The sequence below is a fragment of the Paenibacillus sp. TCA20 genome, assembly GCF_000732325.1.
Taxonomy (GTDB): Bacteria; Bacillota; Bacilli; order Paenibacillales; family Paenibacillaceae; genus Paenibacillus; species Paenibacillus urinalis.
This window is the reverse complement of sequence record NZ_BBIW01000015.1, coordinates 1-25652: the sequence shown is the minus strand read 5'-3', so window position 1 is coordinate 25652 and position 25652 is coordinate 1. Positions and strand designations below refer to the sequence as shown.

Genomic DNA, 25652 nt, shown 5'->3' with positions numbered 1-25652 from the left:
TTAAGAATCAATCATCAACAGGATAAAAATATCACACCCAAGAAAAGGTTGCTACATAAAATTATCTAAAGCTTTAATCTCATATGCAACCTACAATCCTTTAGTTCGCGACCAAATCTTTACTATTTAAACGGATTCGGAGGGATAACACCTTCTAAAATAGGGGAATGGTATTCTCTTTACTTGCTTAATAAAAAGGCGACCTTCATAAGTAGGCCGCCTTTAGCTTATTGCTCATGTTTCACTATACTTGTTCATACAAGTGGAAGATCTTTAAATTAGATCGCCGCTTTATCGTATTTATTGAACAGCTGTCACTGTAATGTTATCCACATTTGGTCCTTCAGTTCCGGTTGTTACTATTTTTAACGTATTGGTTCCCGCGTTCATGGGGACTTGAATGCTCTTCTCGCTCCAAGTTGACCAGCTTCCCGTTGCCGGGAAAGGCTCGTTGCTGATCACCTTGGTCCCATTGACAAAAATATCGAGGTTACGTGTCCCGCTTTCCAATGCATATCGGAACTTTATGTTTTTGGTACCTGTTATCGTGTTATTGATGGCATTCCACTGAATCGCAGAATCGGTGTAAGCATTAAAGTTAACATATCCGGATCCAGTGTATCCTGGATAGAGTGATTCAATAGCAGCATTAGTAAGTGTAGTCCCTGTTTCTGCTTCGTATGTGGTTCCAGTAACTGGACTCCCCCCGCCGCCAGTAATATTTGCTACAAACGTCGTTACACTTTGGGCAGGAAGTTGCGCTGTAAAGGCTCCCGACGATACGGTGATCGGTGCTCCGCTTGCCATATTGCGACTGCTATCTGTAACCCATGAGGAGACAGTAGATGCGTTTCCATTTTGCAGAACGAATTTTTGGCTTGCAGCTGAAGTGCCGCGATTAATGGCGACGATGACGACTTTGTTATCACCTTTGTAAGCGGAAACAAAAGTGTTCGTATCTGGATTTTTGGTTGCATCTACTCTGATATAGCCTGGTCGCACAAATTTGGAGAAGTGAGCCATATTATATCCACGTTTACTAATGGTGCCGTTCTCATTCATAGGACCGTACTGTCTCCGAATGTACCACCATACATAAGCCTGGAAATCTCCTTCAACCATGGCGTTGTGCATATGGTAGGATACCTCCAGTGCCTCTGGCCAACGGTCCGATGAATTGTTGTCACTGTTCGGGTAATATACTTCGGTCATCCACAGTTCCTTACCTGCACCTTTTTGCTTAAAGAGCGGGTATGCAAAATCTTTGATCTGAGTTCCATACGTATGTGCTCCTAGAATATCCATATTAGCCAGTGCCCCAGGATCATTCAGGATTGGATCAGACATGTTCTTTAGATACTGAAACGATTCAGGTGCCATAACCTTGGTGCCTTGAATAGATCCCGCATTCTCTTTCATGAAACGGAGGATTTCCTGTGGTGTCCACCAGGTCCATTCATGAGCATAATCCGGCTCGTTTTGCACCGAAATGGCGTACAGGTCTACACCATTGTTTTTCATATAAGTGACAAAGTCGTTCAGATGCTGAGCGTAAGCTGCATATTTGTCGTATCTCAGTCGTTTGGCGTTCGGATCCCCGTTGCGATTAAAGGTTTCGACCATATCACTCGGTGGGTTCCAGGGTGAAGCAAATACAATGGCTCCTTGCTCAATCGCTTTTTGTGCGGTAGGAACCTCTCTGTACCAATTATTTCTATTCTCATCTACGTAGATTCGTAGAATCGAAAACCCAAGCTGATTCGCTCCATTACCAAAGGCAGTTTCACGCTGAGCTGGTGTCAGGTCACCGATCCAGGCGGGATGGTTTATTCCTCCAAATCCTTTAATGAGCTGTTTCTCAGAGGACAAATTAATGTTAGCATCGCTAGCTGCTGTCACCTGTGTTGGAGTTACAATCAGAGGTAGAGCCGTTAAAAATGCCAATAAAATAAGGACTGATTTTTTTATGTTCACTCTCAATATCATCAACCTCCTTAAAATGATCAAACAAATGAAAGCGCAATCAAAAATATACAACCCATTCATCATTTAATAGAATACCTACCTATCACTTCCTTTCGAAAAGCTATATAGATGGATTTATTTGTAAATATTACTCTATTCTTCTTTCAGTTAATACCGGACATATTATAGTAATTTCGTGTTAGGCAGATCCGATCAAGAAAAATAAAGAACCACAAAGAGCCAAGGCCCCTAGTGATTCTTGTAAAGTTATTACTTTTGTTCAAGAAGACCGACGATGAGCTTTACTGCTTCTGCATGATTGCCGTTTGGATTCATGTCGAAGATATTATTGATCCGTTCCTTCTACTGGATCGACAATCACTTTTCCATCCGCATCCAATAAAGGGGTAAGGCCACTGCCTTGCGGATTCCATACATGAAGATAATTCACACCAGTTTGACGATCCACCAAAATATAGAGCAAGCCATGCTGATAATTTTGTACCAGCTTTTCTTCAAAACGTTTATCCCCTTTTTTACTAAACATCATCTACCACTCCTCAATAAATTTTTGTTATTCATGACATAAACCATTAATATCGTTAACGATCCAGTCCATTCTTCTTGTAAGCATACACAAATACGACGATAGAAATGATGAGCCAGCCTAAGAGCACACTAATATCTCTCAAATTCCATTGGTAACCACCATCAGCAAATATACTATTGGTAAAGTTCGTTAAGACACCTGTGTAAGTGTAGTTTAATATGTTTGACAAATCCTCATGGAACAGCTTGACTGCAGGGACAGAAGTTAGTATTACTGTAATCGGCATCGTTACAAGCGCTGTCTGTGCCTGGTTATTCGCAAATATGCCTACAATGTATCCAATAATCAGGCTTATAAAGCTGGCAGCCGTTGTCATCAACAAGAAGCTTCCAAACTGCACCTCTGCGAATGAAGTTCCACTCACCGGAATCATCAGAATGTTAACGATTATGAGAATAAATAAGGGTGGCAGCAAAGTTCCGATGAGGTACTCTACGCCGTTTACTGAAGATGTCATGAGTACTCTTAACGTGTTTTTTTCTTTTTCTTCTGCAAGTGGACTGCTGCTCATGGAGATGCCAGCGATGGCGATATTAAAAACAATCCCAAAGCTTAGCACAAATGCATTCGTTGAGAACGTCAACCCTTCGCTGCTTACGTTCAAATCCGGTAATAAACTTCGGGTGGCAAACACAAAGCATAGGGCAAGTATAGGTGCTAATATAACACCTGTATTATTGATAATGGTCTGAAATTTCATTCCTGTAATGGCTCTTATTTTTCTTAATGAAATGTTCAATGTAGTTCCCTCCCCGTCAATTCCAAGAAGACTTTTTCAAGTGTCGGTTCATTAGAATGTATCGTAACAAGCTGATCATCAGCCATCCATTGATTTATTCTTCGGCCTGTTTCTTCGGAATGCGGTAGTGTCAGCTCCTTCTCATCCTTTAACAAAATGCGATAGCTTTTATTCTGATTGTACTTGAGACATAACGCTTTTGGGGTCCCATACTCTACAATCAGACCATCATTTAGCAATGCAACATGATCACACAAGGTCGATGCTTCTTCCATATTATGAGTCGTTAGAAAAATAGCCGTCCCTTTCTCTTTTAACTCGATTAGTAATTCATGCACAGAAATTGCTGTACTCGGATCTAGCCCGCTTGTAGGTTCATCCAAAAAGAGCACCTTCGGCTGATGCAGAATCGCTCGTGCGAGAACTAAGCGCTGAGTCATGCCCTTCGATAATTTGCCGGCTGGTTTATGCTTGTGCTCCAATAAACCAACTCTCTGTAGGAGAGAATCTACATGTTCTTTCTTGACCCCCAAAATTTTGGCGAATAAATTCAAATTGCTGTACACCGACATTTTTTCATAAATGCCACTATGATCTGTAACCATACCCATCTGTTCATAACTACGTTCATTCATTTGTTCAACTGGCTTACCTAACACGATGGCTCTTCCTGAAGTTTGTGCTAATTGTCCTGTCAATATTTTGATCGTCGTTGTTTTCCCTGAACCAGAAGGTCCAAGAAAGCCAAAAATTTCTCCTGACTGTACTGAAAAATCGAGCCCTTTCAGAGCAGACTCGTCTTTGAATTTTTTGGATAATTGTTCAGCGTAAATCACCGTATTTCTGTCCATTCGCTCTTCTCTCCTCCGCTAATATTGAAAGATGATGATGTTGTCCTTCTGTACTCTAATTTAACGAATGGCAGCAAAAATGTCGTAAAATAACGCCGAACGGTAATGCAAACAGCTCAAATGTAACAAAAAGAGGCCGAAATGTACTCATTCCAGCCTCAAATGTACTTTAAATTTCAATTAATTGTTTCATTTCCTCCAGCCGGCTGCGGGAGAGGGGAAGCTTCACATCCGAATTCCCTTTCAAGATCAAGGTATAACTATTTTTAGAATAACTGATCAATTCAGACACGCGCTGCAAATTGACTAAAAAAGATCGGTGACATCGGAAGAAACCAAATTTAGTTAACTTCTCTTCCAGTTCGTTCATCGTTAAATCCGTCGGGAAGTAATCCTCATCGATGCGAATATTACTTACACTGTTGATGCTCTCGATATAATCAATTTCGTCTGGACTAAAAAAGATCGTCTTATCTGCCAGCTTGCTGCTGACCTTGAATACATTGTTTGGCGTAAATTTAATGCTCTCATTCTGTTCAGATGTAACAGGGATCGGTTCATTGACAAGGTCCGTTTTCTCAAGTCCCATCAATCGGTTATATCGATATATATCACGGCTTAACAGCAATAACTCTTCTATAGAGTTCGATGTAATTAAGGTGGCCGTATGATGTGAACGAAGATATTCCAGTGCCGTTAAATAGAGCTCGATTCCTTCGGCTGTTAGATTATGGAGTGGATTCTGAACTAATATTATATCCGCGCGGAATAGAAACATGCGAAATAAGCTGACCCTCTTCTTCTGGTCTTCTGTCAATTTCTTAATCTTTGTCCGCCAAACATCGGATAGAGAAAAAGCGGCAATATATTCTTCTAATGGATGAGGAAAATAGGCGATCCGTTTAAAAAACGTTAAGTAGCTGTAGACCGTCAGCGTATCGTATAAGCCATCATCCTGGCTGGCTGCTAGAATGGAACTCGTTTCTCTCCGAATCGACCCACTTGTTGGCTGAAGCTTCCCCGAGATTAGATCAAATAGCGCTGCACTTTCTTCATTGGACATTTTGATGCCGATATGTGAGTCACTCTCAATAACGAGCTCCATATTTTTTAACACCGTACGATTTTCAACTTGCTTCATTACTTTTTCTAAAGAGATCAAAGGCATTCAATACACACTTTCTTTTTCGTATTTTAGGATCCATAACACTCTGACTAATACGATTCCGTTACTGATAAAGTTCCCAAAAGAAGAGAAAGAATAGCTTAATACGACTGAAGATTACAATCTAAGCTTCGTGCAACTTATATATACATCACTCAGTTTACCTGCCTGATAATATGGATATTCAAGCTTCTTCTGTACAAGTCGTGCCGTAGCTTCATTTGTAAGCCACTCGATGATATATAAACCCAAATCGATAGAGGCCGTCACCCCACCGCCGGTTATTACCCTATCATCCCTAACGACGCGTGCTTCAATAACTTCCTCGCAGTACGGAGCCAGCAAATCGTAAGCCGAAGAGTTGGTGGTGGCTCGTTTTCCTTCAAGAAAACCTGCAGCTCCCAGCAATAACGCACCTGTGCAGACAGACACCTTATATGGAGCATTCTCGGCAGTCCGGATCCAATCGATAAAAGCCTTGTCATTCCGAAGTTCTCTCGTCACCATTCCTCCAGGGACAAAGACAAGATCAAACTTGCTTAGATCCGGACCTACTTCATTCACCTTCATCGTTAGTCCCCGATCATCTGTTACTTCTTCCCTGTCCGAACAAAAGGTCCATGATACGTTCTCTTTCGCCTTTAATATGCCTAACCAGGTGATAGCCTCGTAAAATCCAGTAAAGTCCATGCTTGTCATGCCGTTGAAAAGTACAAATCCAATCTTCATTTGTGCACCCGTCCTTTTCTTATTTGTTAAACAAAAAAAGTATCTGATGTAAGATCAAATACTGTAGAAGACAGAACCATAAGCTTTGATCTATATCAAATACTCCGCCCAGGCGTACGGCATGACAATATGCGCTTCCTCGTGGAACTCCACGTTACGCCAGTTACGCATATCCGATATCATGATTATATCAATACTTGAATTAAACTCAAACACATGATATGAAAATAGACATATACCACATAATGCAACCCCCAGCAGTCTAATACTGCGCAAATCGGAGGTCATGTCATGATACCTTTTTATGAAATTCGTGCTGGTGATTTGATTATTAAACATAATGCGAGACAGCTCACGTTTCCTGCTCATCTGCATGGACATATCGAAATCCTGTATGTTTTCTCCGGTAAACAGCGAATACAAATAAATGAAAGCGCATACGAAGTGCAAGAAGGCGAGGCAGCGTTAATATTACCGGACATTGTACACAGGTACTATAGAGTTGGACAGGATCCCGCAGACGCCATGCTGATTATATTTAATCCTCGTATCCTTGGAGGTATCTTTCCTGATCTGATTCAATTTCAACCGGCTACACCTTTAATATCGAGAGCCAATATTCATCAAGATGCAGCTTATGCTCTCAATCAAATTGTCAAAAGCGAGGATTTTGCTGCAAAATTGGGGTTTACTTATATCATCATGTCACATCTTCTTCGCCAAATCGAACTCACTGAGAGGCCGCGAATACCTGTCCAGGACATGTCTAAAAAAATTATGGAATACTTAGCTAATCACTTTACCGAGCCGATTACACTAGATTCCCTTGCTGCTGAATTCTCTGTCAGCAAATACTATATCTCTCGCATCTTTTCGGAACGGATAAAAATGAACTTCCGAAATTATCTTGCCCTTCTCCGTGTCGAATACGCTTCAACGTTGATTCGTACCACAGACGCATCCTTTACGACCATTAGCAGCAATGCTGGATTTGATAGTCAACGAACCTTCAATCGAGTATTTCAGAGCATATACGGCATGACGCCGAGAGAGTTTAGAAATAACGTTACAAAATACCTGAAATGAATCAGCATGAATAAAAGCAAAGGAGTGCCTATTAAGATAGGCACTCCCTTACTTCGATTAATGTAATCAGTGTTCAACAGTGACGGTTACATTCGCAGTGGTTCGATTACCGGCATCATCAGCAGCCTCATACGTTATTGTATACACTCGCCCTGAACCAGCGCCTGAACGCTCTGCCCTTAATTCAAATTCAAAATCTGAAGTACCATATTCTGCTCCCTGAATATCATTATTCGTGTTTCCGTCGCCTTTTCCATTGTCAGGTTCATTGCTGGTAATGGATACGAGAGTGATGGAAGCTATTCCAGATTCCTCATCGGTTGCGTTAGCAGTGACTCGAATCGTCTCCATTCGATGCCCTCTTGCCTTGAGGACAGGCTTATCCACTTCAAGCTGTAGAACAGGGGGCAATTCATCCTCGCCGAAGACAAATTCGATCTCATAGATTTTGACGCCTCCGTCCTGAGAAGTTACATGGATAACCGCACTTCCAGGAACGTTCTCTGCTTGCTCGATCGAAATGACAGACTTCTCTGATTGAGCTGTAGCAGTAACGATTGGGATCTCACTTTGGGCTTCCAGCTCAACTTGGTAATCAGTCACCTGAGGATCAAAATCAGGTACAGCCACACCATCCACATTCAATGCTTCCAGCTCCCGATTACTATTAGCCAAGTCAATTGAATCAACCGGGTTCCAGCCATCACTTCCACTCAAAATGTTAGCCGGCGTATACCATGCCGCCTCTTCAAGTGTTAACTGCTTAGTCCAGCGATATCTGCTCTTCGGATTGGCTCCAGGTCCATAACTCGCATACTCGCCATAACGTGCAGTGGCTTCATTATTCACATTGCCCCAGTTATTCCAGCCTTCTGGAGATATATGCTCACCAAGGTAGCTGTTCACGTAAATAACATTGGCATCAGCACGCCATGGTCTTCCCAGTGTTACTCCTGTTACGCCTGGATCTGCTGTAATCCGGCTATTAATGAATACATAACCTGGCTTTCCTGCACCAGTCGAAGCCGCCGTGACATAACCATTACGGAGACTATGGATGTCACTATTTTCAAATACAGCAGAAGCATTTCCAAATATGAAATCTACAGTTCCCTCGATATAGCTGTCCTTATAATAATGACGTCCATTATTAGCGTATAACGTATCCTGATGTCCTCGCAAGCTGACATCCCGGAATACGAGTCGATCTGCATTGGCATATAACGCGACTGCCTGGCCCGCATCAATGCCTGCATCATTTTGTATAGTTAACCGCTCCGCTGTGAAATCATTCGCCAGAACCCTGAAGCTATAACTGTTGGAAGTTCCCAGCGGGTTCCCATTCCCATCTAAGGTGCTGGCAGAGTCTCCATAGATCAGTATCGTGCCTTCTCTGCTTTCTCCGATTACACGTATATTGATTTTATCGGATGGTACACTGATTTTCTCCCGATACGTGCCGTCTTTAATTTTAATTACCGTCTGAGCCGGACTGTTGCTTGGGACCGCATTAATGGCATCTTGCACATTAGAATATTGTCCGGCGTCGTCTTTAGCAACTACAATCACCTGTGCAGGTACCTCTTTTAAGGGAATAGAGGAAGCTCCCTCCCCCGCAGCGTTTGTAGCCGTAACAATATAGTAGTAAGGAACCCCATTCGTGAGTCCGCTGTCCGTGTAGCTTGTCTCGGTTAGATCGCTTACAATCAGCTCATATGGACCATTCTCTGAACTGCTCCGTTTGACAGAATAATATGTTGCCTCTGAGACGGAATCCCAATTCAGTACCACACTCTCGGCTGCCGGTTCAGTTGTCAATCCAGAAGGTGCTGCAGGTGTGCCGTCGATAGCAGATGGACGGATGCCTACGGCTGCTGAATCGAGACTACGCGAGTGGTCGCTCACTGCAGTGACTCTGTAATAATACGGAAATCCGATCATGAGTCCGGAATCAAGATACGTAGATTCGGATACGGTTCCAATTAATTGATAGGGACCTTCCGAAGTATCGGAACGACGCACTTCATAAAGTGACGCGCCATCTAACCTCTCCCAATGGAGCTCTGCTCCATTAGGCAGCGGTGCTGCTGTAACCGTTGGGGTCGATAGATGATCTGTAGGTGTTACTGTTACCGCTTTGGAGTTGTCACCTTCTCCACCAATGCTTACCGCAGAAATGACGTAATAATACGTCGTTCCATTATCCAATCCACCGTCTCTGTAGGAGGTTGTGGTTATCTTCGATGCAACCGTCTCAAATGGACCTTCCGGATTCGTGCTTCGCTTAATCGTATAGCTGATGGCATTCTCAACACCCTGCCAATTTAAATCAGCTTGCGCGCTTCGAGCGGAGATCATAATTCCCGCGGGTGGATCGGGTCTGATGGCTGCCGAGGAAGGAGTTACTGTCACTTCATTCGAAGAGCCACTCTTTCCCGTTGATCCCACTGCAGTCACGACGTAATAATAAGTTGTATCATTCACCAAGTCCTCATCAATATAGGAAACATCAGTAATTCCACTCGCAACAGTTTCATAAGGACCGCCTTCTGTCATGCTCCTCTTGACAGTATAAGTAGAAGCGCCTTCAGCAGCCGTCCATTGGAGCTGGGCTTTTTCGTTGCCGGGTACTGCAGTGAGTCCCTTCGGACTCTCTACCGGCTCTACATATACTTTAAGATTGTCATAGTAGATCGTTCCTTTACCCGTTCCTGGCGTTTTGGTAGAGATCCGGCCTATTCCTGAAGCTGTCAGATCTGCTTCAAGTGGCGCATCATCTGCCACTAGCTGATTATCTAGATAAATATCTGCAGTCTTCGCTGCTACGTTCGTCACTAATCTCAGGTTGTACCATTGATTATTAACTAAAGGATCGGCGAGTTTGTAATCTGCTCCATTTCTTTTGTAAACCAATGTGTAATCTGGCTCTGCAACAGGCGCTGTTGGTTTGCGTAATTGGATGGACAAGGCCGTTTTGCTTCCTGTCTCGTCCTGAAGATTGAGAACGGTTGCGGTACCTGGCCAGCCTGGAGAGGTCATATCGACTTCCAGAATAAACTTACCCTTCTGCGGTGCAAATTTGCGTAAAAACTCGGTACTTCCGACCGCATTATCGTATAGTAAGAGGGCTTTGTCTGATCCATTACCAGTGGTATCGGAAGGGATGTCCTTAACCACTACTATATGATCCGTGTCCTGCGGATTCGGCATAAATGTGTATCCAGTTGGAGTTGTATCGACAGCCGTGTCCTCAAAATCCTCATTAACATAATAGACCGTTCCCTGTTCTCCCTCTGGTGTTGCGCTTTCTTCACTAGAATTAAAGCTTGTGCCACTGCTATTCTCTACCGTCGTGTAATCTCTGCTGACTGCCGGCAGTCGTTCATCTTGCACAGCAGGTGCTGTTTCCGCAAATGTCATGCCCGTTAATGAAGTCATCATGAGCATAGATGCAGCGAGTAATACTGACACTATTTTTTTCATAAACTTCCTCCTTTAAGTTATAATTTCGTCTTCTGCCTAGTTCATTTCTTTACTCGTCCAATACAATCACCCCTTTCAAGTGAAAATGGATTCTTTTATGAATGCGCTGTCATATTATGAGATTAGCTCGGGTGCCCGAGCAGTAAGAAAAACTTCGCACTGCTCGGGCACCCGACGATTGAGCCTGATATTCACTTTTCTTAGCTGTTTACCGCTTTATAAGCTGCTTCATATTCTGAGATGATCTGATCTCCTCCACTCTTTCTCCATCTTTGAACCTGCTGCTTAAATTCATCCAAATTGATATCTCCAAGAATATATTTATAGGTCGCGTCCGTAATGATTTTTTGCAGCTCAGACCCTTGTGAGGAATACGTATCAGACTCCAGCGAGTATAGAGGGTTGAGTACAGCAAAGGTGGCGTTATCTTGAATGAGCCTTCCTGCTTCCGTTTTCAGCGGATCATTATCGTGGACTTCATAGCCGGGCTCCTTCGGTCTGGAGGAGGCAAACGGCTGAACCTCCTGTTCCCACAATTTTTGATTAATAATGGTTACCGATTTATCTTCATTCATTGAATAATGTATACCTTCAATACCATAAGTCATTAGCGTGTACACTTCTTCAGACATTACATCGTTTACAAATTGAAGAATTCGCTTCAGCTCCTGTTCATCCTTTACTTCCGATTTAGGAAAAGCTAGGAGTCCTCCTACCCCATTACTCGTAGACCAGATGGCGCGATCACTTTTATTCCCTGTAGATGTGATATCGTTAACCATGACAAGCTCCATATTATCCTGAACTCCTTTGGCAGAGTTAAGCAGGTTTTTACTGTCGAATAGGGCTCCCACATATATGCCTGCCTTACCTTGTGAGAAACCTTGCTGCTGATCCGATTTGGCTGTAACCGCAAAGCTTTGATTAATGTAACCGCCTTCATAAAGCTGCTTCATAAAATCCATCGTTTTCACATAACCTTCTGTTTCGAACTCGGGAGTCACCTTGCCATCATCGCTGACAGCCCAGCTGCTAGGTGTTCCAAAATAAGATCCGAGCGTCTTAAATGCCCCGAATACGAGATCACTTCGATCGATAAAACCGGTCGTATCCTTCACACCATTGCCATCGGGGTCTTGTTCGGTAAATGCTTTTGCCACTTCCATCAGCTCATCTGTCGTCTGTGGTACAGACAGCCCTAATGTATCGAGCCAATCCTTGCGTATGATCACACCGTTTCTCGCTACATCCTTTTGCATCGGAATACCGTATAGCTTACCTTCAATAGACGCTGAATTTCTCATGTCCTGTGAGATCGCCGCCAAATTCGGGAATTCATCCAAATAGGAACTCACTTCCCAAAAAACGCCTGCCTTCAAAGCATTGCGAACGGATGAATTCTCCAGCATCGTAAGTGATACAATGTCGGCCAATGAGTCAGAAGCAAGCGAGGTATTGATTCGCTCTTCTTTCGAGGAATCGGGCACCCAAGCAAAATCAATGTTTGTTTGTGTTACTTCCTCAATTTTGCTTAGCACGGTATCGGTCGGTGGCGACGGTGCATGCAAAATATTCATCCAGCTGATATTGGCCATACCGTTTTCATTACTAGGCGGCTCTTCAGCGGAATTTGCTTCACCGCAAGCGGTTAACAACAGTGAGCCGCATAGGGTCAGTGCCGCGAGCTTCATCAACTTCATATTCATTCAGACTCCCCTTTTCTTAATGGATAATTAATTGGATTTTATCATACGAGGAGCTGAGAAATTGGACATAGAGCATTCAAATTTGGCCAAAAATTGCTCTATATAAAGAATTCAGTCATATGACATCACGGCTCTCTTAACACCTATAACAACAAAAAAAGTGAAAGTTCGAAAGAGTTTGATCTTTCCGAAGCTTTCACTTTTGTAGTCCTATAATGCTAAAAATCTTCTAAGTGCACTAATCAGCAAATCATGATCCTCTTGATCAGGCAGGCCGGAGACGGTGATTGTACCAACTTGTCCTAATTCATTAATGATGAGGGGAAAACCACCGCCTGCAGCCACATAATCAGCAAATGCAAGTCCATAGTCATTCTCAAGATTCTTGTCTTCTTCACGCAATTGCAGAGCCACGTGCCAGGAGCTCATGCCAAAATGCTGAACGACGTTATTTTTGCGACGAATCCAATGCTCGTTATCAGCCGATGTCCCCTCCATCGCATGACTGAACAGCCGCTGGCCGGAGCGATATATTTCTACAGTGATGTTCTTATTCGTTCTCTTGGCTTCTTCAATGATCGCCAGACCCAAATTCAATGCAGTTTCGTTCGTAAATGAAGGAAAACGCAGCTCCTCTTCCTCAAGCTCCATCTGTTTAATTCGTTCACTAATTTCCAGCATCCTCTTCACTCCTCATGATTAGTTAAGTATGTATTGTAATATCTAAGAAAATCGTATCACGAAGAGCTGCTTTTGTCGCAGAGAAAATTTTTATTGCAGGATCATACTATTAGAATGAAATTTCTATCATCATTTATAAAACAGATTAGTTTACATAATATTTATTACGAAAATAATGGTTGTTCCTTATTAGTTACGTATTAAATGTTGTTTTTGATTAGCTGTGGAAGATAAATACCATTTTGTAACCTTCTATTACTGCTTCAGCAATCTGGTCAACAGCTACACCCGTCACTCAGTTCAACGTAAAACAGTGTGACCTTCATATGATCACACTGTCTAAAAATTACATATCACTTTTCCAAACCTGTTCTTACTATTTATATTGATCCTCTATTTGCTCTTTAATCCTAACGTCTGTGCAAGACCCACAACATCAAGCCCATCTACACTAAAGGCGCTTCGCACAAGCTGAGGAAATACGAATTCATCATATTTTCCTAAGTATGGCGCTTCCTCCGCCTCCAGCAACAGGCTGGGGTCCTCAAGATTTAATAGCTCTTCGCTGATCGCATGATCCATGGTGATCGGATCTGTCTTACCGGAAACAACCATATAGTACGGCTCCATAGGCACGATAGATCGTAAATTCAATCGCTGGGATAAATTATGCTTAAGCAGCCGCTCCAAGGTACGAAACTGCTTGCTCCCCGCCCACGGCAGAATGAAGAGCGAATCTCCTCCTGCAGGTATAATCATGCTGTTTAGCAGCCCGCTCTCCCGAGCCAGTCTTCGAGCTCGCTCAAGCCGATTAACTGCGCCTGCAGCTAGATATGAGTATATGGTGCTGCCTGCCAAGACCTCTCGCATCTTCTGCATGACTTTGGTGTGGATATCTCCTCCTGCACCGAGCCATAGTGTATCGACCTTGCCCTTAGCTGATTTGACATACAGTGCTTTGTGCTTGACATCAACCTCTTCGACCTTCCAGAGCTTACCTGCTAGAGAGAAACAATAGCCAGGAGGCGGTACTGTTGTAATTGATCCGATTTCTTCCGACCCATTATATACAACATGCTCCTCATCATCCTTGAAGACTGCGTAGAACCGGTAATTGTTCACAATCTTCTCCCCGCCCAGTCCGATGATCAGGCTGCCCTCCTCTGTACGCTGAATATGATCCGTCTGCAATAGATACGTCAGGAATTGCTTATACTCATGCGTAGTAAATTCTCTAAAGGAAGGCAGTGTGAGTACATGTCTTGCGAGCTCAGCCGGGGTTGCTTCCCCCATGCTTTTTAACGTACTCATCGTCTGATGATACAACACACCGACAGGCTTCTTCCGTACGTCCACCGGCTCTACCCACTTGTCCCGCAGATACAACTCGATCACAGCTATAGCACGCAGCAGTGTCCACGGCATCCGAGCAGGAAGCTGTGCTTCTTCATCTTCTTCCTCAGGAATGAGGAACATCATCTCTGACGCCTGATCCTCTCTACGGCCTGAGCGGCCCAGACGCTGAACGAAGCTGGAGCTGCTGTAGGGTGCGCCGAGCTGGATCACTCGCTCTAACTCACCAAGATCAATGCCAAGTTCTAGTGTAACGGTCGCGGCAGCCACCGCGGGTCCTTGCCCTGTCTTCAGTGCAGCTTCGGTCTCTTCTCGCAGCATGGCGGAAATACTGCCATGATGGACGTGGAAAACATCACGCTGCTCCCTTTTTGCCGCGATCCGTCGTAGCTCAAGTGTAGTAAGTTCCGCATCTGATCTGCTGTTAGTGAACACGAGCGCCTTCTTCAGATGAGTTACGTCATATATGAATTGATGATAGGCCTGCTTGGCCAGCTCTAACTGCTCTGCCTGCTTCTCATCCCGGGCATCCGGCAGGGAGAAATGCTCAACAGACAGCCTCAGCTTCCTCCCTCCTTGTGGGGAAATCACTTCAGTGGATATGGCTGTTCCTGCACCAAGCCATCCTGCAGCCGATTCATAATCGCTTAAGGTTGCCGACAAGCCGATCCGACGTGGCGAACAGGAAGCCATCCGCTCTATCCTTGTCATCTGACTCAGAACCTGTATACCGCGATCGGCTCCCATAAAGGCATGAACCTCATCGATGATAATGTATCTTAAATCATGAAACAGGGCTGGAATTGCATTGGGCCGATTCATAAGCAATCCTTCTAATGATTCCGGCGTAATTTGGAGGACTCCCGAAGGCTTCTGCATCAGCTTGGTCTTCTCTGCTTGCGAAACATCCCCATGCCAATGCCATACTGGTACATTACCTTCCTTCAGCAGATCGCTTACGCGCTCGAACTGATCGTTGATCAGCGCCTTTAACGGTCCGATGTAGAGTATCCCTACGGATTCTGGAGGATGATTATACAGCTCTGTTAGTGCGGGAAAAAAAGCGGCTTCAGTCTTCCCCGAAGCAGTACCCGAAGCAATCAGCAAATGATTCGGTGTGTCAAAGATGACACGGCACGCTTCCACTTGTGCTTCACGAAGCGTCTCCCACCGCTTCTTGTATATAAATTCTTGAATGAAGGGAGCCAGACGCGTAAAAGGATTGGGTGTCCGGTTCATGCTCATAGGTCAAACTCCGCGAGAAAGTCATCCAGATCATCTGAAGCGCGTTCTTCCTTAGATGACACGGATACGGACCCAGACCCGTTACGATGTTCACTCTCCTGTTCACGGTCAGACAGCAGCTCTTCAAAGGTCGTTTCTGGATGCTGATGCATCGTATGAAGCAGGTCCATGAAATCACGGATCACTTCACGTGTCGTCAGAAGCTGTTCTGCTCCCAGTCTGCCCACTGCGGCCTGCATGAAGGCTATCAGCTGCTCATTGGACAGCTGAGCTTCATATTGGAAATGCATCGCGTGAATCTCACGCAATTTTTGCAGCAGAATGAGTATCTCCTCATTCGACAGCATTTCAAGCTTAAGAATGGGAGAAGTGTACGTCTTTAACAGGCCTCCGCCATAACGACCGTCGATTAGACGAGATCGCAGTGCTTCATAGCTGAACAGCCCTCTTCGCTCATCCTCAACAAACTGTGGCGTGCCTCCCATGTATATACCTAAATGCTCTGCTTTGCCCTGCATCGTATCGTTAAACATCGTCAGCAGCTTCTCGTAGTTGCTGTGCCGGGATATACTGTTCGTAATTTTGTACAAGTTTACACCTTCATCTATGAATAACAGCAGACCCTTGTAACCAATCCTGGCAATAAACTCGCTCCACAGCTTCGTATAATCATACCAATTGTCATCATCTATAATGACAGAGACGCCGAGCTCCTTGCGAGCTTCCGTCTTGGTCGTATACTCCCCGCGGAGCCAGCGAAGGGATGCACCCTTGAGATCATCATCCCCCAGCTTGTAACCGTTCCAATAAGCTGCGAGCACCTTGGCAAAATCAAATCCATGTACCAGGTTCTGCATTTCATTTGCAACAGCATAGATCTGGACCTCAACCTTCTGGGTGATCGCGGGATCATCCGGCTTAAGTCCGGACTCTAGCATCAGATCCTGCTGAATCGCAGCGATCCATTTCTGCAATATGGCCTCTAGTGCGCCGCCATCAGGACGGGTCTTGGTGGATAGATGGGTCATTAGTTCCCGGTAAGTGGCCAGTCCCTGTCCTTTTGTACCGACCAGACGACGCTCCGGGGACAGATCCGCGTCTGCGACGACAAAATCTCGGTCCATCGCATAATTACGGATCATTTGGAGCAAGAAGCTCTTGCCGCTTCCGTATCTACCTGTAATTAAACGGAAGGCAGCGCCGCCTTCGGCGATATTGTCCATATCTCTTAAGATCGATTCGACCTCAGGTTTGCGTCCAACAGCAATATGTTCAAGTCCGACTCTGGGGACTACGCCTGCAGTTAACGAGTTTACAAGCGCCGTCGTCAGACGTTTTGGAATTTTCAATGATTTCATTATTTATTACCCCGTTTCATTCTCCGGAACATAGCTTGTCCAGCATACTCATATAATCTTCGACAATCATGTCCTCATCAATGATCAAGTCTCCGATATGCTCCATTGCGGCTTCATTAATCTCCTCAATCAACACAGCGGGCATGGAGCCTGCTCTGCTGGCAGCAGCCTGCAGCGCTTGTGCACCATGGCTGTTCTTAAGTGCGAGCAAAATTTCGAGATGTGTATGCTGTAAGCTAGCGGCAAAATCTCTCCATTCCTCATCAAGCTCTTCCACGTTCCATACCACAGCAGGCTGCTCTTCCACTTGATTCTCCGCAACAACAGCTGATACGAGATTCACTTCTTCAATTTCGTCTACAGATAGAGGAGCAGGTGCATCAAAGTCCATAACGGCCTGAATAATCTGCTGTCCTCCAGTCTCGCGCTTCAAGGAAGCTGCTTGGGAGCCGCTATGTTCCATTAATCTGTTATGTCCTCTATGTTTAATCTGTGCCTTACTGGATGTATTCACTGCCTGCTCTTCATCATCTACGCCAAGCATCAGCATATCTCTTACTTCATTGGATTCACGTGCTAAGCGCTCAAGCTTGTGGTGATTGATGTGGATCTGTGGCTTAACTGCCCGAGCTGTTTCGGCTTGGAGTGCGTTCATTTCTTTTGCCAAGTAGCGTGAAATAAGCTCCTCCACATCTTGTTCCAGCTCAATCCCTCTTAGTCGGCCTTTAAATCCTTTCAATTCTCGCAGCTTATTCTCAGTGAACCGTACTAGCTGAGTGAGATAAGCTCTTAGCGGCTTATGCTCGCTGATGGGAACATAGTCAACGGTTATCGTTCGTCCGTAGATGTCACTATCATATAGTGCACTCTTGAACAGCGTCCGTTTCACACGCCAAGACTGGGGTTCAAAGCGCTGGATCAGCCGGGCTCCATGGGATCTGTATAAATATTGATCAACAAGGGCAATGACCTTCGGAGTAAATCTCGTCATCTCATATCGACCACTCTCGATATAAAACCGGCTTCGTTCAGGATCATAATCCAGCATGACAAAAAGGTTGTCCCAAGACAGCTCTACCGGTTCAGCGGTGAATCTCCGTTTCCATTCCAGCTCCTTCAATTCATTCGACATGTTGCGAGGCAGCTTCTTATGCATAGGAGGCGGGACATAACCCAGCTGATGCAGCGTCGCAAAATCATAGAGCCATTCTCTCATGTAGTTGTCCAGCTTCGGATGATGTTTACGGTAAGCCTGCCATACCTTATTAAGCCGCTCCCAGCCATCGGTAGGGTCAACCCAGCCTATCCCGTTAATAAGCTCGTATATATACACAAACAGATAGGACAAATCCGTCACTGGATAATGACCCATCCGCACTTCAGATCTCCAGTAAAAATACCACTGGTATTGCTCAGGTCTCATCTGGTCATAAGTCGGCCAGTAGCTGTGAAAAGGAACAAACGAGGCCTGCTCAGCAGTATGCCCGGACAACTCTTTGGCTGTATGTACAAACTGCTGCTCACGGGATATATACCGAAAATCCTGTTCCCAGTTCACCTGGGGTACAGCTTCCTTAGGGGCATAAATCTGACGAACAGATTCCCTATAAGGAACCTCTTGAATAGGTAGTTTATCTGACTGATTCTGACGGTCATCCTGCATTTTACTGAGCTCTGCATAACCTTCCTTAGGTGGTTTCTCAGTCTTCGCTTCCTCCCAGATCAGCACATCTGGAATGTCCAGATCATCTATCGGCAAATTAAGGGTTCGATTATATGTGGAATCACTAGAACTAGAATTGTTATGCTTAATATCCGTGGAATTGGCTTCAATTGGAGCAATGGGAACATCCCGTTCATTTCCTGACAGATCAAATTCGGCAAACCGGATCCGATCGTTGTTACTCATAGGACATACCTCCCTCCATCACAACTTAGATTATAACACTTCAAGGAAATGAGCATCTATCCCTGCACAAAAAAGAAGAAGGATTCAATGTGCGAATCCTCCTCCTCAGCGCGGGCATATTATTTCAGTTCTGTGCTCTGCGGTGTATCTCTCGTATATTCCACAAACTGGATTCTCTTCATCACTCTGCGGATCCCTTTCGGAAGAAAATAGGCGACAGGAAAGGCCAGCAAAAAGGCAATACCCCAAGAACGCATCCATATCATTAAGAAGGAATCATGGAACCCGTAATTAATGGACATCATGACAAATGACATCAGACATGACATTCCGAACGCCATAAAAAAGGTAAAAATAATCGTTTCGTACTTTTTGTTCAGCTTCATTATGCTACTCTCCGTTATTCTTTGATCTATATGCTCATGTTGCTGCTGAGCCGCATAACGATGTATTTTATCAGTAAGACTGTAGTTCGTCAATGATCTGTCCAGACCTTCTGTTCCTCATATTCTTTCTTTGACCGCTTGAATGAATGCTGCCGGATTCTCTTTGACAGTATAAGGATAAACGCCTTGCTGTGTGTGCAGATAGAGCAGTCCATCCATCTCCCCAACCTTTTTGTAGGAAAGATCAAATACTTTTTCCAGTGGAAACTCCCGATATTTTGTAACAATTTTATCAGGATACAGAACTAATTCACGCTCATCAGCTATCGTCTCCATATGAATACCTTCGATTTTACGTAACATTTTATAGTAGGCCTGTGTGGCGAGCCTCTCCATGCTCTTCACTCCTTAATTGAATGATAGTGCTGCTTAAATCACCCGATCTTCACGAGTCTTTTTTACGATGACTTCGGTTACTATTCATGATAATCTGTTATCACAGTGAAGTAAAATCTCCATAAGGAGTGATCATATGAATCCTTTTTCACCCGACTTGTTAAGAGACAAAGTCATTATCGTTACGGGAGGTGCTACCGGCCTCGGCCAGGCCATGAGTGAGCAATTCGCAGAGCTTGGTGCCAAGCTCGCCATATGCGGAAGAAGACAGACAGCCCTGGATCAAGCGGCTGAGGTGTTTCGCTCTAAAGGTCAGGACATCTATGTACAATCCTGTGATGTAAGAGACCCTGTTCAAGTGAGTGAATTTGTGAAAGCGGTTTATTCTCATTACGGAAAAGTTGATATTCTTGTCAACAACGCAGCAGGCAACTTCATAAGTCCAACCGAGCGATTGTCTCATCGGGCAGTAGATTCCATTCTTGGCATCGTGCTGCATGGTACCTTCTATATGACCCTTGAAGTCGGCAAACAATGGATTGAGCTTCGTCATCCTGGAACGATACTGAACATTGTAACGACTTATGCTTCAACGGGATCGGGCTACGTAACCCCTTCTGCTGCAGCCAAAGCAGGCGTGCTTGCCCTTACTCGTTCACTAGCGGTGGAATGGGCGCCTTATGGAATTCGTCAGGTTGCCATTGCACCGGGAGCATTTCCAACCGATGGTGCAGACTCAAGACTCTCTCCCACACCTGAGCTCCAGCAGCAATTGATTGATCGCATCCCTATCAAACGCGCTGGCAGTAAGGAGGAGCTTACTCATTTGGCGGCCTTTCTTATATCAGACTATGCAGGCTTCATTAACGGTGAAGTCATAACGATTGATGGCGGTGAATGGCTGCAGGGAGCAGGACAGTTTAACGGGCTATCAGAAGTGACGGATGAACAGTGGGATGAGCTGGCTAGAATGACACGCAACGGTAAATAAAATAAAGACACCTATTTTGCTGGCATGATCAACAATAATAGGTGTCCCTTGTATTAACTTAAGATTTGATAACTTCTCCGCCCATATAAATGGTAGAGCTGTATAGTCGCTTCGTTTGAACTAAAGGCTTCGCTCCCGGCATAACTGCGATAGAATCTGCATGCGAAGAATAGATGTGAATCGTATCCCCATCATGAATTGCAATTTGCTCCCGGCCGTTACCTAGAAAATCAGCATGCCCTACATAACCATCTACCGGAAAGGCTGTAACCACATTCATATCACCGTCATAGAGCGTAGGAAATATACCCCCTCCACGTCTATAAGCTAGTATGTAATCCATCCCGCTCTCATCCCAGCCGCTGATGGTATCTATAATGGTGAGCCAGCCGTCTGTTTGACGATGCTCCTTCCATATTTCTTGACCGTTTGCATCCAGCATGAACATTCCATCCTTGCCTTTAAGGCTTGATTTTCCATCTCCGCGAATGATCCGGTCCAGTCCTGCAATTTGGAGCCCCGGCAGATCGTCTCGGAATCGTCCAAGCGCAATATGCTGGGATTCAATGGAGTCCTCATATCTCCATACTTCAGTTCCATGCTTATCCATCATGACCGTTACACTGCCGCCAATGACAATCTCCATTTCTCCGTCACCGTTTACATCCCCTACCCATATACAGTCTGCATGATCAGACAAGTCCTGACAGCTCCATAGTACGTTTCCAGTTGAATCCAGCAGATCATACCCTGCCATGACTTCGTCTTTACCATCACCATCGATATCGTAAACCCACGGGAAGTGCCCGGGATTTCCTTGATGCGTCCACAGCAGTTCAAACTCAGAATTTAATGCCCATATCTGATGATAACGATCTTTAAGCAATAGATCTGTAGGACGATCCTTTCCCGACAAATTCGCGATAATAATACAGTCATGCGCTTCCGGAGATGGAAGGTCATAGACCTGTTTACTCTCCCCTGTGGTCCCGTCAATGATATGGAACTGGTCATTCATCACGCACAGGACTTCCAGCTGTCCATCACCGTCCAGATCATACACTTGTGCAGGATAATCCGATCCTTGTGTGCCTGCATCCCTATCCGAAGTTCCTCTTTGCCAGAGCATCCGTCCCTCCAGATCAAATACCGTGATACACTGCACCTGATGAGGGATATACCTTACATCCTTGCGGTTATCCGGCTGAATCATGACCAGTTCTAATCTTCCATCGTTATTGAGATCCCCGAATAACATCTTACAGTTAGGGCCAGCTGCACTCGCATCAACAGATGCAAGACAAACTGGATCGGATTGCTGAAGTATCATGTGTGGTCCTCCATATCATTGAATGTAGTGTAGATTAGCGTTTACTTTGTACAGCATACGTTAACACGATCTTTCCATCAATTGGACTTTTTTGTAGATGTGCTTTTGGGTATGGAATATATATCCTGTTCATGATATATTCACTCTGTTCGTCAAATTTCGAGTATTTCTGTCATGCGCTTAGGAGGCCTCATGTTCAAACTTCGTACTGTTCTTGTCTTTGCATTCACTGTAATCGTTATCATGCTCACACTCATAATGGGGTCCATTCTCAGTCATCGTGCCGAGAACAGCCTCCAGAAGGAGATTGGTCAATCCCTTGCCAACATCGCCTATCAGATGTCAGATAAGCTGGACAATTTTATGTGGTCAAGGCAGGGAGAAGTTGAAATGCTGGCCGCTACATATACACTGGCCCAGAATAACGAGATCTCCGAAATTCAAAAATTAATGGGCCAGCTTCAAACGAGCTTTCCTTCTTTCTCATGGATAGGTTATATGAATGTGAACGGAGATGTGATGGCGGCGACGGATGGAATTCTGGTCGGGTCCAATATTTCTGAACGTCCTGTCTTCAAGGAAGGAATCAAAGGGAAATTCATTGGTGATGTTCACGATGCTGTTCTGCTGGCCAAGCTTCTGCCCAATCCTAGCGGAGAGCCGCTGCAGTTTGTCGATATTAGTATGCCGGTAATGGACCGTAACGGTCAGGTAAAAGGAGTGCTCGCCGCTCACCTCAGCTGGGAATGGTCTAGAGAGGTAGAGCGCACGATATTAGAGCCTCAGCAGCAGCATACGCAGGGTATGGAGCTGTTCATAGTGAGTAAGAACGATAACACGATTCTGTTAGGGCCCGATGATATGGTGGGTCAACAACTAGACATTCAATCCATCCAAAATGTGCAAAACGGTGAAAATTCATGGAAAATTGAAGAATGGCCCGATGGACAAACATATCTAACCGGCTATGCCTATGGAGATGGATATTTGAATTATGAGGGTCTCGGCTGGTCCGTACTCGTCAGGCAGCCCGAAGCCACAGCCTTTATTGGTCTTAACGAGCTGACAAGACAGTTTATTATGGTAGGGGCAGCCGCTGCCCTCATCTTTGCTGCGATCGGCTGGTTATTGTCCGAGCGAATTACGAAGCCGATCCGGGGAATCCAATGCGGCTAATCAGCTGAGACAAGGGAAAGATGTTAAAATCCCGGTATATAAGAGTTTCTCAGATATGCAGATCCTCTCCTTGTCTCTTCGCAGTCTGGTCGATACACTGGTTCGAACCGAAACAGCGCTGGGTGATATGAAGAATCAGGCTCATCGGGATCAGCTGACAGGCTTACCTAATCGGGCGGCACTTGAGATTTATTTGGAGAGCACCATTATGGATATGAATCCAGAGCATGAGACGTTAGCTTTTATGTATTTGGATTTGGACGGATTTAAGCTTGTTAACGACACTCTGGGACATCAGACGGGTGATATTTTATTGCAAAAGGCAGCAAGCCGATTAAGAGAAGCCACTCAGAGTATGATATCGTTGTCCGCTTAGGCGGTGATGAATTTTTGATTATTCTGCGCACCGAGAAGAATGAAGCGATGGAGATGGCACGCACGATTTCTCTTCGGATGATTGAATCGATCAACAGCCCGTTTATAATTGATCTTAATCATGTAACGATCGGCTGCAGTATGGGTGTATCCTTCTACCCGACCCATGACAGTGATGTGGGAAGTATAATTCGGCTTGCAGACGAAAGCCTGTATCAATCCAAGCAATCCGGAAAAAACCGGGTCACCTTCTATCAGCATGAAGATATCAAATCATCGGATGAATAGCTATGCAAATAACCCGGCAGATGCCGGGTTATTTATATCCAATACATTTTGACGCAAAAGCCCTGTTCTCGCTTCACCATTATCAATCGTTCAAATAATGCTCAATCCCAATCTGCATTGGACGATGCGTAGCTTGTTGGTTAATAATAAGGGATTTGAGCGTATGCTTATCCTCCTTCGATATCTCCACGAATTCTGCACCGTATCTATACTCTGTATCCAGGTTCTGATGATGTCTGATTATCGCATTAAGCCTGAGATTCCCGTCGAGATTCACACGGACGATATCCTTCTCCTGAATTGGAATCGGACTTTCTAAGGAGAACAGCAAGCCTCCCAAGCTAATATTTTTAATATCACATTGCAGCCCTTGCTCAAATATAATCGGACTGGAGGAAGCGTGCGGTATCAAAGACTCTAGACAAGAGTTCAGGTGTCTGACCGGAATACGGATATCTTTTCGTCTATTCAGCATCTTTTTCTGCAAATCTGGTGGCAAAATACATAGAATCCGCTGCAAGTAGCTTGCAATGGGATAGGTATCAAACACAATTAACCCATCAGCTGAGTAGATCGTAATCCCCACCGAATTACCTAACGGAAACGGGATATTCTCCTCCACCTCAAACATCACTTCAAATACATCGCCTTCTATATAAGAGATACGCCCTCCAACCGAGCGGAGCTTACTCCGTACAACGACGACGCAGTCTATTAATGAGGCTTCGTTAATTTTATCTATGCTCATCATGTATTCCTCCTGAAATAATAAAAAGCTGCATTGAAAATACATCGTTGTGTGTTTTTGGAAAAATGATGATCAGCATTATTATATAAGAATATCAGAGATTTGAAATGTAGTTTTTTATATTCACGTGTCATAGTCACTATAGCTAGAATCGAAATGTGATTCAGCCCTGTATTAAAATTTATCGGATAATACGTCATTTTTTGAAATATTTGCTGTTATTCCATTTTAAGAGCTTCATTTGACAAAAAGAAACAGGGCTCTTATTGAAGCCCTGCTTGTGAATTGATATTTAATCTAACGAAGGTAGGGATAAAATAACAGCACCATCATGTTGGGAAAGAAATCGCGTTGAAGTTGGTATTATTTGCGGATACAGAGGTCACATTCGTGCTTGCCGTCAAAAATCCTCTGACAGTATACGTGTTTGTCGCCGTTGCAGGAGCTGTATCTACATAGGTATTCGCAATGATAAACCGCTGAATACCTGCGGTACTACCGCTTCTAATGATGATCTGTGAATTGATCAAGGTTGCATCCCGGTACAATCTAAATTCCATCTGAACCGACCAATCTGCTGTCGTATCGACTTCTGCAGAGAGTGTGTAATCTAACTTAAGCGGGAGGCCTGCTGTAGTATCCTGTGTTACTGTCGCAAGCGTAATCTCCGTCGCTGCAGGCATAGCTATGGCTGCGGGAACATTTGCAAAAGCCAGCACAGGCGATGCGGCAGTTGCACCTGTCGGACCTGTCGCCCCTACTGCTCCTGCATCACCGGTTGCTCCTGTCGGGCCAGTTGCACCGACTGCCCCTGCGTCACCGGTTGCTCCTGTTGAGCCCGTGGCTCCAACTGCTCCTGCTTCTCCCGTTGCTCCTGTAGGGCCAGTTGCACCGACTGCTCCGACTTCTCCTGTCGCTCCTGTCGGACCCGTTGCACCGACTGCTCCGGCTTCTCCCGTTGCTCCCGTTGAGCCGGTCGCACCGACTGCCCCGGTTTCGCCCGTTGCTCCTGTCGAACCAGTTGCACCGACTGCCCCGGCATCACCCGTCGCACCCGTTGGACCGGTTGCACCGACTGCCCC

General features: G+C 44.8%; 19 protein-coding genes, 2 pseudogenes and 1 riboswitch. Of the genes and pseudogenes, 4 read left to right on the top strand and 17 right to left on the bottom strand.

What is annotated here, in order from left to right; translation table 11 throughout:
• Window positions 1–300 precede the first annotated feature (300 nt).
• From TCA2_RS22220 to TCA2_RS22195, 6 genes are all read right to left on the bottom strand, one after another.
• A complete protein-coding gene (locus TCA2_RS22220; RefSeq protein ID WP_047913797.1) occupies window positions 301–1986 on the bottom strand; it encodes a carbohydrate-binding protein in 1686 nt (561 codons plus the stop codon).
• A 325-nt stretch (window positions 1987–2311) separates the two neighbouring features.
• Window positions 2312–2515, bottom strand: coding sequence for a DUF6440 family protein (locus TCA2_RS22215; RefSeq protein ID WP_238546484.1), 204 nt, complete (start codon window positions 2513–2515; stop codon window positions 2312–2314).
• Between the two features lie 52 nt (window positions 2516–2567).
• Window positions 2568–3314: an ABC transporter permease gene (locus TCA2_RS22210; RefSeq protein WP_047913795.1), complete on the bottom strand. Its 747-nt coding sequence runs from the start codon at window positions 3312–3314 to the stop codon at window positions 2568–2570.
• Window positions 3311–4165 carry an ABC transporter ATP-binding protein gene (locus tag TCA2_RS22205; RefSeq protein ID WP_047913794.1) on the bottom strand — a complete coding sequence of 285 codons (855 nt, stop codon included), beginning with the start codon at window positions 4163–4165 and terminating at the stop codon, window positions 3311–3313. The genes TCA2_RS22210 and TCA2_RS22205 overlap by 4 nt, the downstream gene beginning before the upstream one ends.
• A gap of 169 nt (window positions 4166–4334) precedes the next feature.
• The gene (locus TCA2_RS22200; protein WP_238546483.1) at window positions 4335–5270 is read right to left on the bottom strand and encodes a LytTR family transcriptional regulator DNA-binding domain-containing protein; all 936 of its coding nucleotides are present in this window, start codon (window positions 5268–5270) and stop codon (window positions 4335–4337) included.
• 177 nt (window positions 5271–5447) lie between these two features.
• Entirely contained in the window at window positions 5448–6059 is a 612-nt protein-coding gene (locus TCA2_RS22195) for a DJ-1/PfpI family protein (RefSeq protein WP_047913792.1), read from the bottom strand.
• Between the two features lie 99 nt (window positions 6060–6158).
• A riboswitch (ZMP/ZTP riboswitch) is annotated at window positions 6159–6236 on the bottom strand.
• A 114-nt stretch (window positions 6237–6350) separates the two neighbouring features.
• Here TCA2_RS22195 and TCA2_RS22190 point away from each other — a divergent pair.
• Window positions 6351–7145, top strand: a complete 795-nt coding sequence (locus tag TCA2_RS22190) for a helix-turn-helix domain-containing protein (RefSeq protein WP_047913791.1) — start codon at window positions 6351–6353, stop codon at window positions 7143–7145.
• Window positions 7146–7211: 66 nt separating this feature from the next.
• On the opposite strand, the gene TCA2_RS22185 is transcribed toward TCA2_RS22190, so the two are convergent.
• The 8 genes from TCA2_RS22185 to TCA2_RS22150 form a co-directional block, all read right to left on the bottom strand.
• On the bottom strand, window positions 7212–10628 hold the full coding sequence (locus TCA2_RS22185; RefSeq protein ID WP_052512270.1) for a pectinesterase family protein: 3417 nt from the start codon (window positions 10626–10628) through the stop codon (window positions 7212–7214).
• Between the two features lie 200 nt (window positions 10629–10828).
• The gene (locus tag TCA2_RS22180; protein ID WP_052512269.1) at window positions 10829–12334 is read right to left on the bottom strand and encodes an extracellular solute-binding protein; all 1506 of its coding nucleotides are present in this window, start codon (window positions 12332–12334) and stop codon (window positions 10829–10831) included.
• A 210-nt stretch (window positions 12335–12544) separates the two neighbouring features.
• Window positions 12545–13015 (bottom strand): heme-degrading domain-containing protein, encoded by a 471-nt coding sequence (locus TCA2_RS22175; RefSeq protein WP_047913790.1) that lies wholly within the window; start codon window positions 13013–13015, stop codon window positions 12545–12547.
• Between the two features lie 393 nt (window positions 13016–13408).
• A complete protein-coding gene (locus TCA2_RS22170; RefSeq protein ID WP_370510380.1) occupies window positions 13409–15613 on the bottom strand; it encodes a DEAD/DEAH box helicase in 2205 nt (734 codons plus the stop codon).
• Window positions 15610–16971, bottom strand: a complete 1362-nt coding sequence (locus TCA2_RS22165) for an ATP-binding protein (RefSeq protein WP_047913789.1) — start codon at window positions 16969–16971, stop codon at window positions 15610–15612. Before TCA2_RS22165 ends, TCA2_RS22170 begins: the two co-directional genes overlap by 4 nt.
• 16 nt (window positions 16972–16987) lie before the next feature.
• Complete coding sequence (locus tag TCA2_RS22160) at window positions 16988–18880, bottom strand: TerB N-terminal domain-containing protein (RefSeq protein ID WP_052512268.1); 1893 nt, start codon at window positions 18878–18880, stop codon at window positions 16988–16990.
• Window positions 18881–18999: 119 nt separating this feature from the next.
• Entirely contained in the window at window positions 19000–19266 is a 267-nt protein-coding gene (locus TCA2_RS22155) for a DUF2798 domain-containing protein (RefSeq protein WP_047913788.1), read from the bottom strand.
• Window positions 19267–19383: 117 nt separating this feature from the next.
• Window positions 19384–19662 carry a hypothetical protein gene (locus TCA2_RS22150; protein ID WP_047913787.1) on the bottom strand — a complete coding sequence of 93 codons (279 nt, stop codon included), beginning with the start codon at window positions 19660–19662 and terminating at the stop codon, window positions 19384–19386.
• Between the two features lie 136 nt (window positions 19663–19798).
• Here TCA2_RS22150 and TCA2_RS22145 point away from each other — a divergent pair, with 136 nt between their 5' ends.
• The gene (locus TCA2_RS22145) at window positions 19799–20653 is read left to right on the top strand and encodes an SDR family oxidoreductase (RefSeq protein WP_047913786.1); all 855 of its coding nucleotides are present in this window, start codon (window positions 19799–19801) and stop codon (window positions 20651–20653) included.
• Between the two features lie 58 nt (window positions 20654–20711).
• Here TCA2_RS22145 and TCA2_RS22140 read toward each other — a convergent pair whose 3' ends face one another.
• On the bottom strand, window positions 20712–21983 hold the full coding sequence (locus tag TCA2_RS22140) for an FG-GAP-like repeat-containing protein (RefSeq protein ID WP_047913785.1): 1272 nt from the start codon (window positions 21981–21983) through the stop codon (window positions 20712–20714).
• Window positions 21984–22175: 192 nt separating this feature from the next.
• Between TCA2_RS22140 and TCA2_RS27730 the strand changes: the two genes are divergently transcribed.
• Window positions 22176–23159, top strand: a complete 984-nt coding sequence (locus TCA2_RS27730) for a cache domain-containing protein (protein WP_238546482.1) — start codon at window positions 22176–22178, stop codon at window positions 23157–23159.
• 55 nt (window positions 23160–23214) lie between these two features.
• Window positions 23215–23822 (top strand): annotated as a pseudogene (locus TCA2_RS28095) (GGDEF domain-containing protein).
• Window positions 23823–23904: 82 nt separating this feature from the next.
• On the opposite strand, the gene TCA2_RS22130 reads toward TCA2_RS28095, so the two are convergent.
• Together TCA2_RS22130 and TCA2_RS26395 are read right to left on the bottom strand one after the other, a co-directional pair.
• Complete coding sequence (locus tag TCA2_RS22130; protein ID WP_238546480.1) at window positions 23905–24573, bottom strand: PilZ domain-containing protein; 669 nt, start codon at window positions 24571–24573, stop codon at window positions 23905–23907.
• A gap of 326 nt (window positions 24574–24899) precedes the next feature.
• Window positions 24900–25652, bottom strand: a pseudogene (locus TCA2_RS26395) (hypothetical protein); the annotation flags it as partial.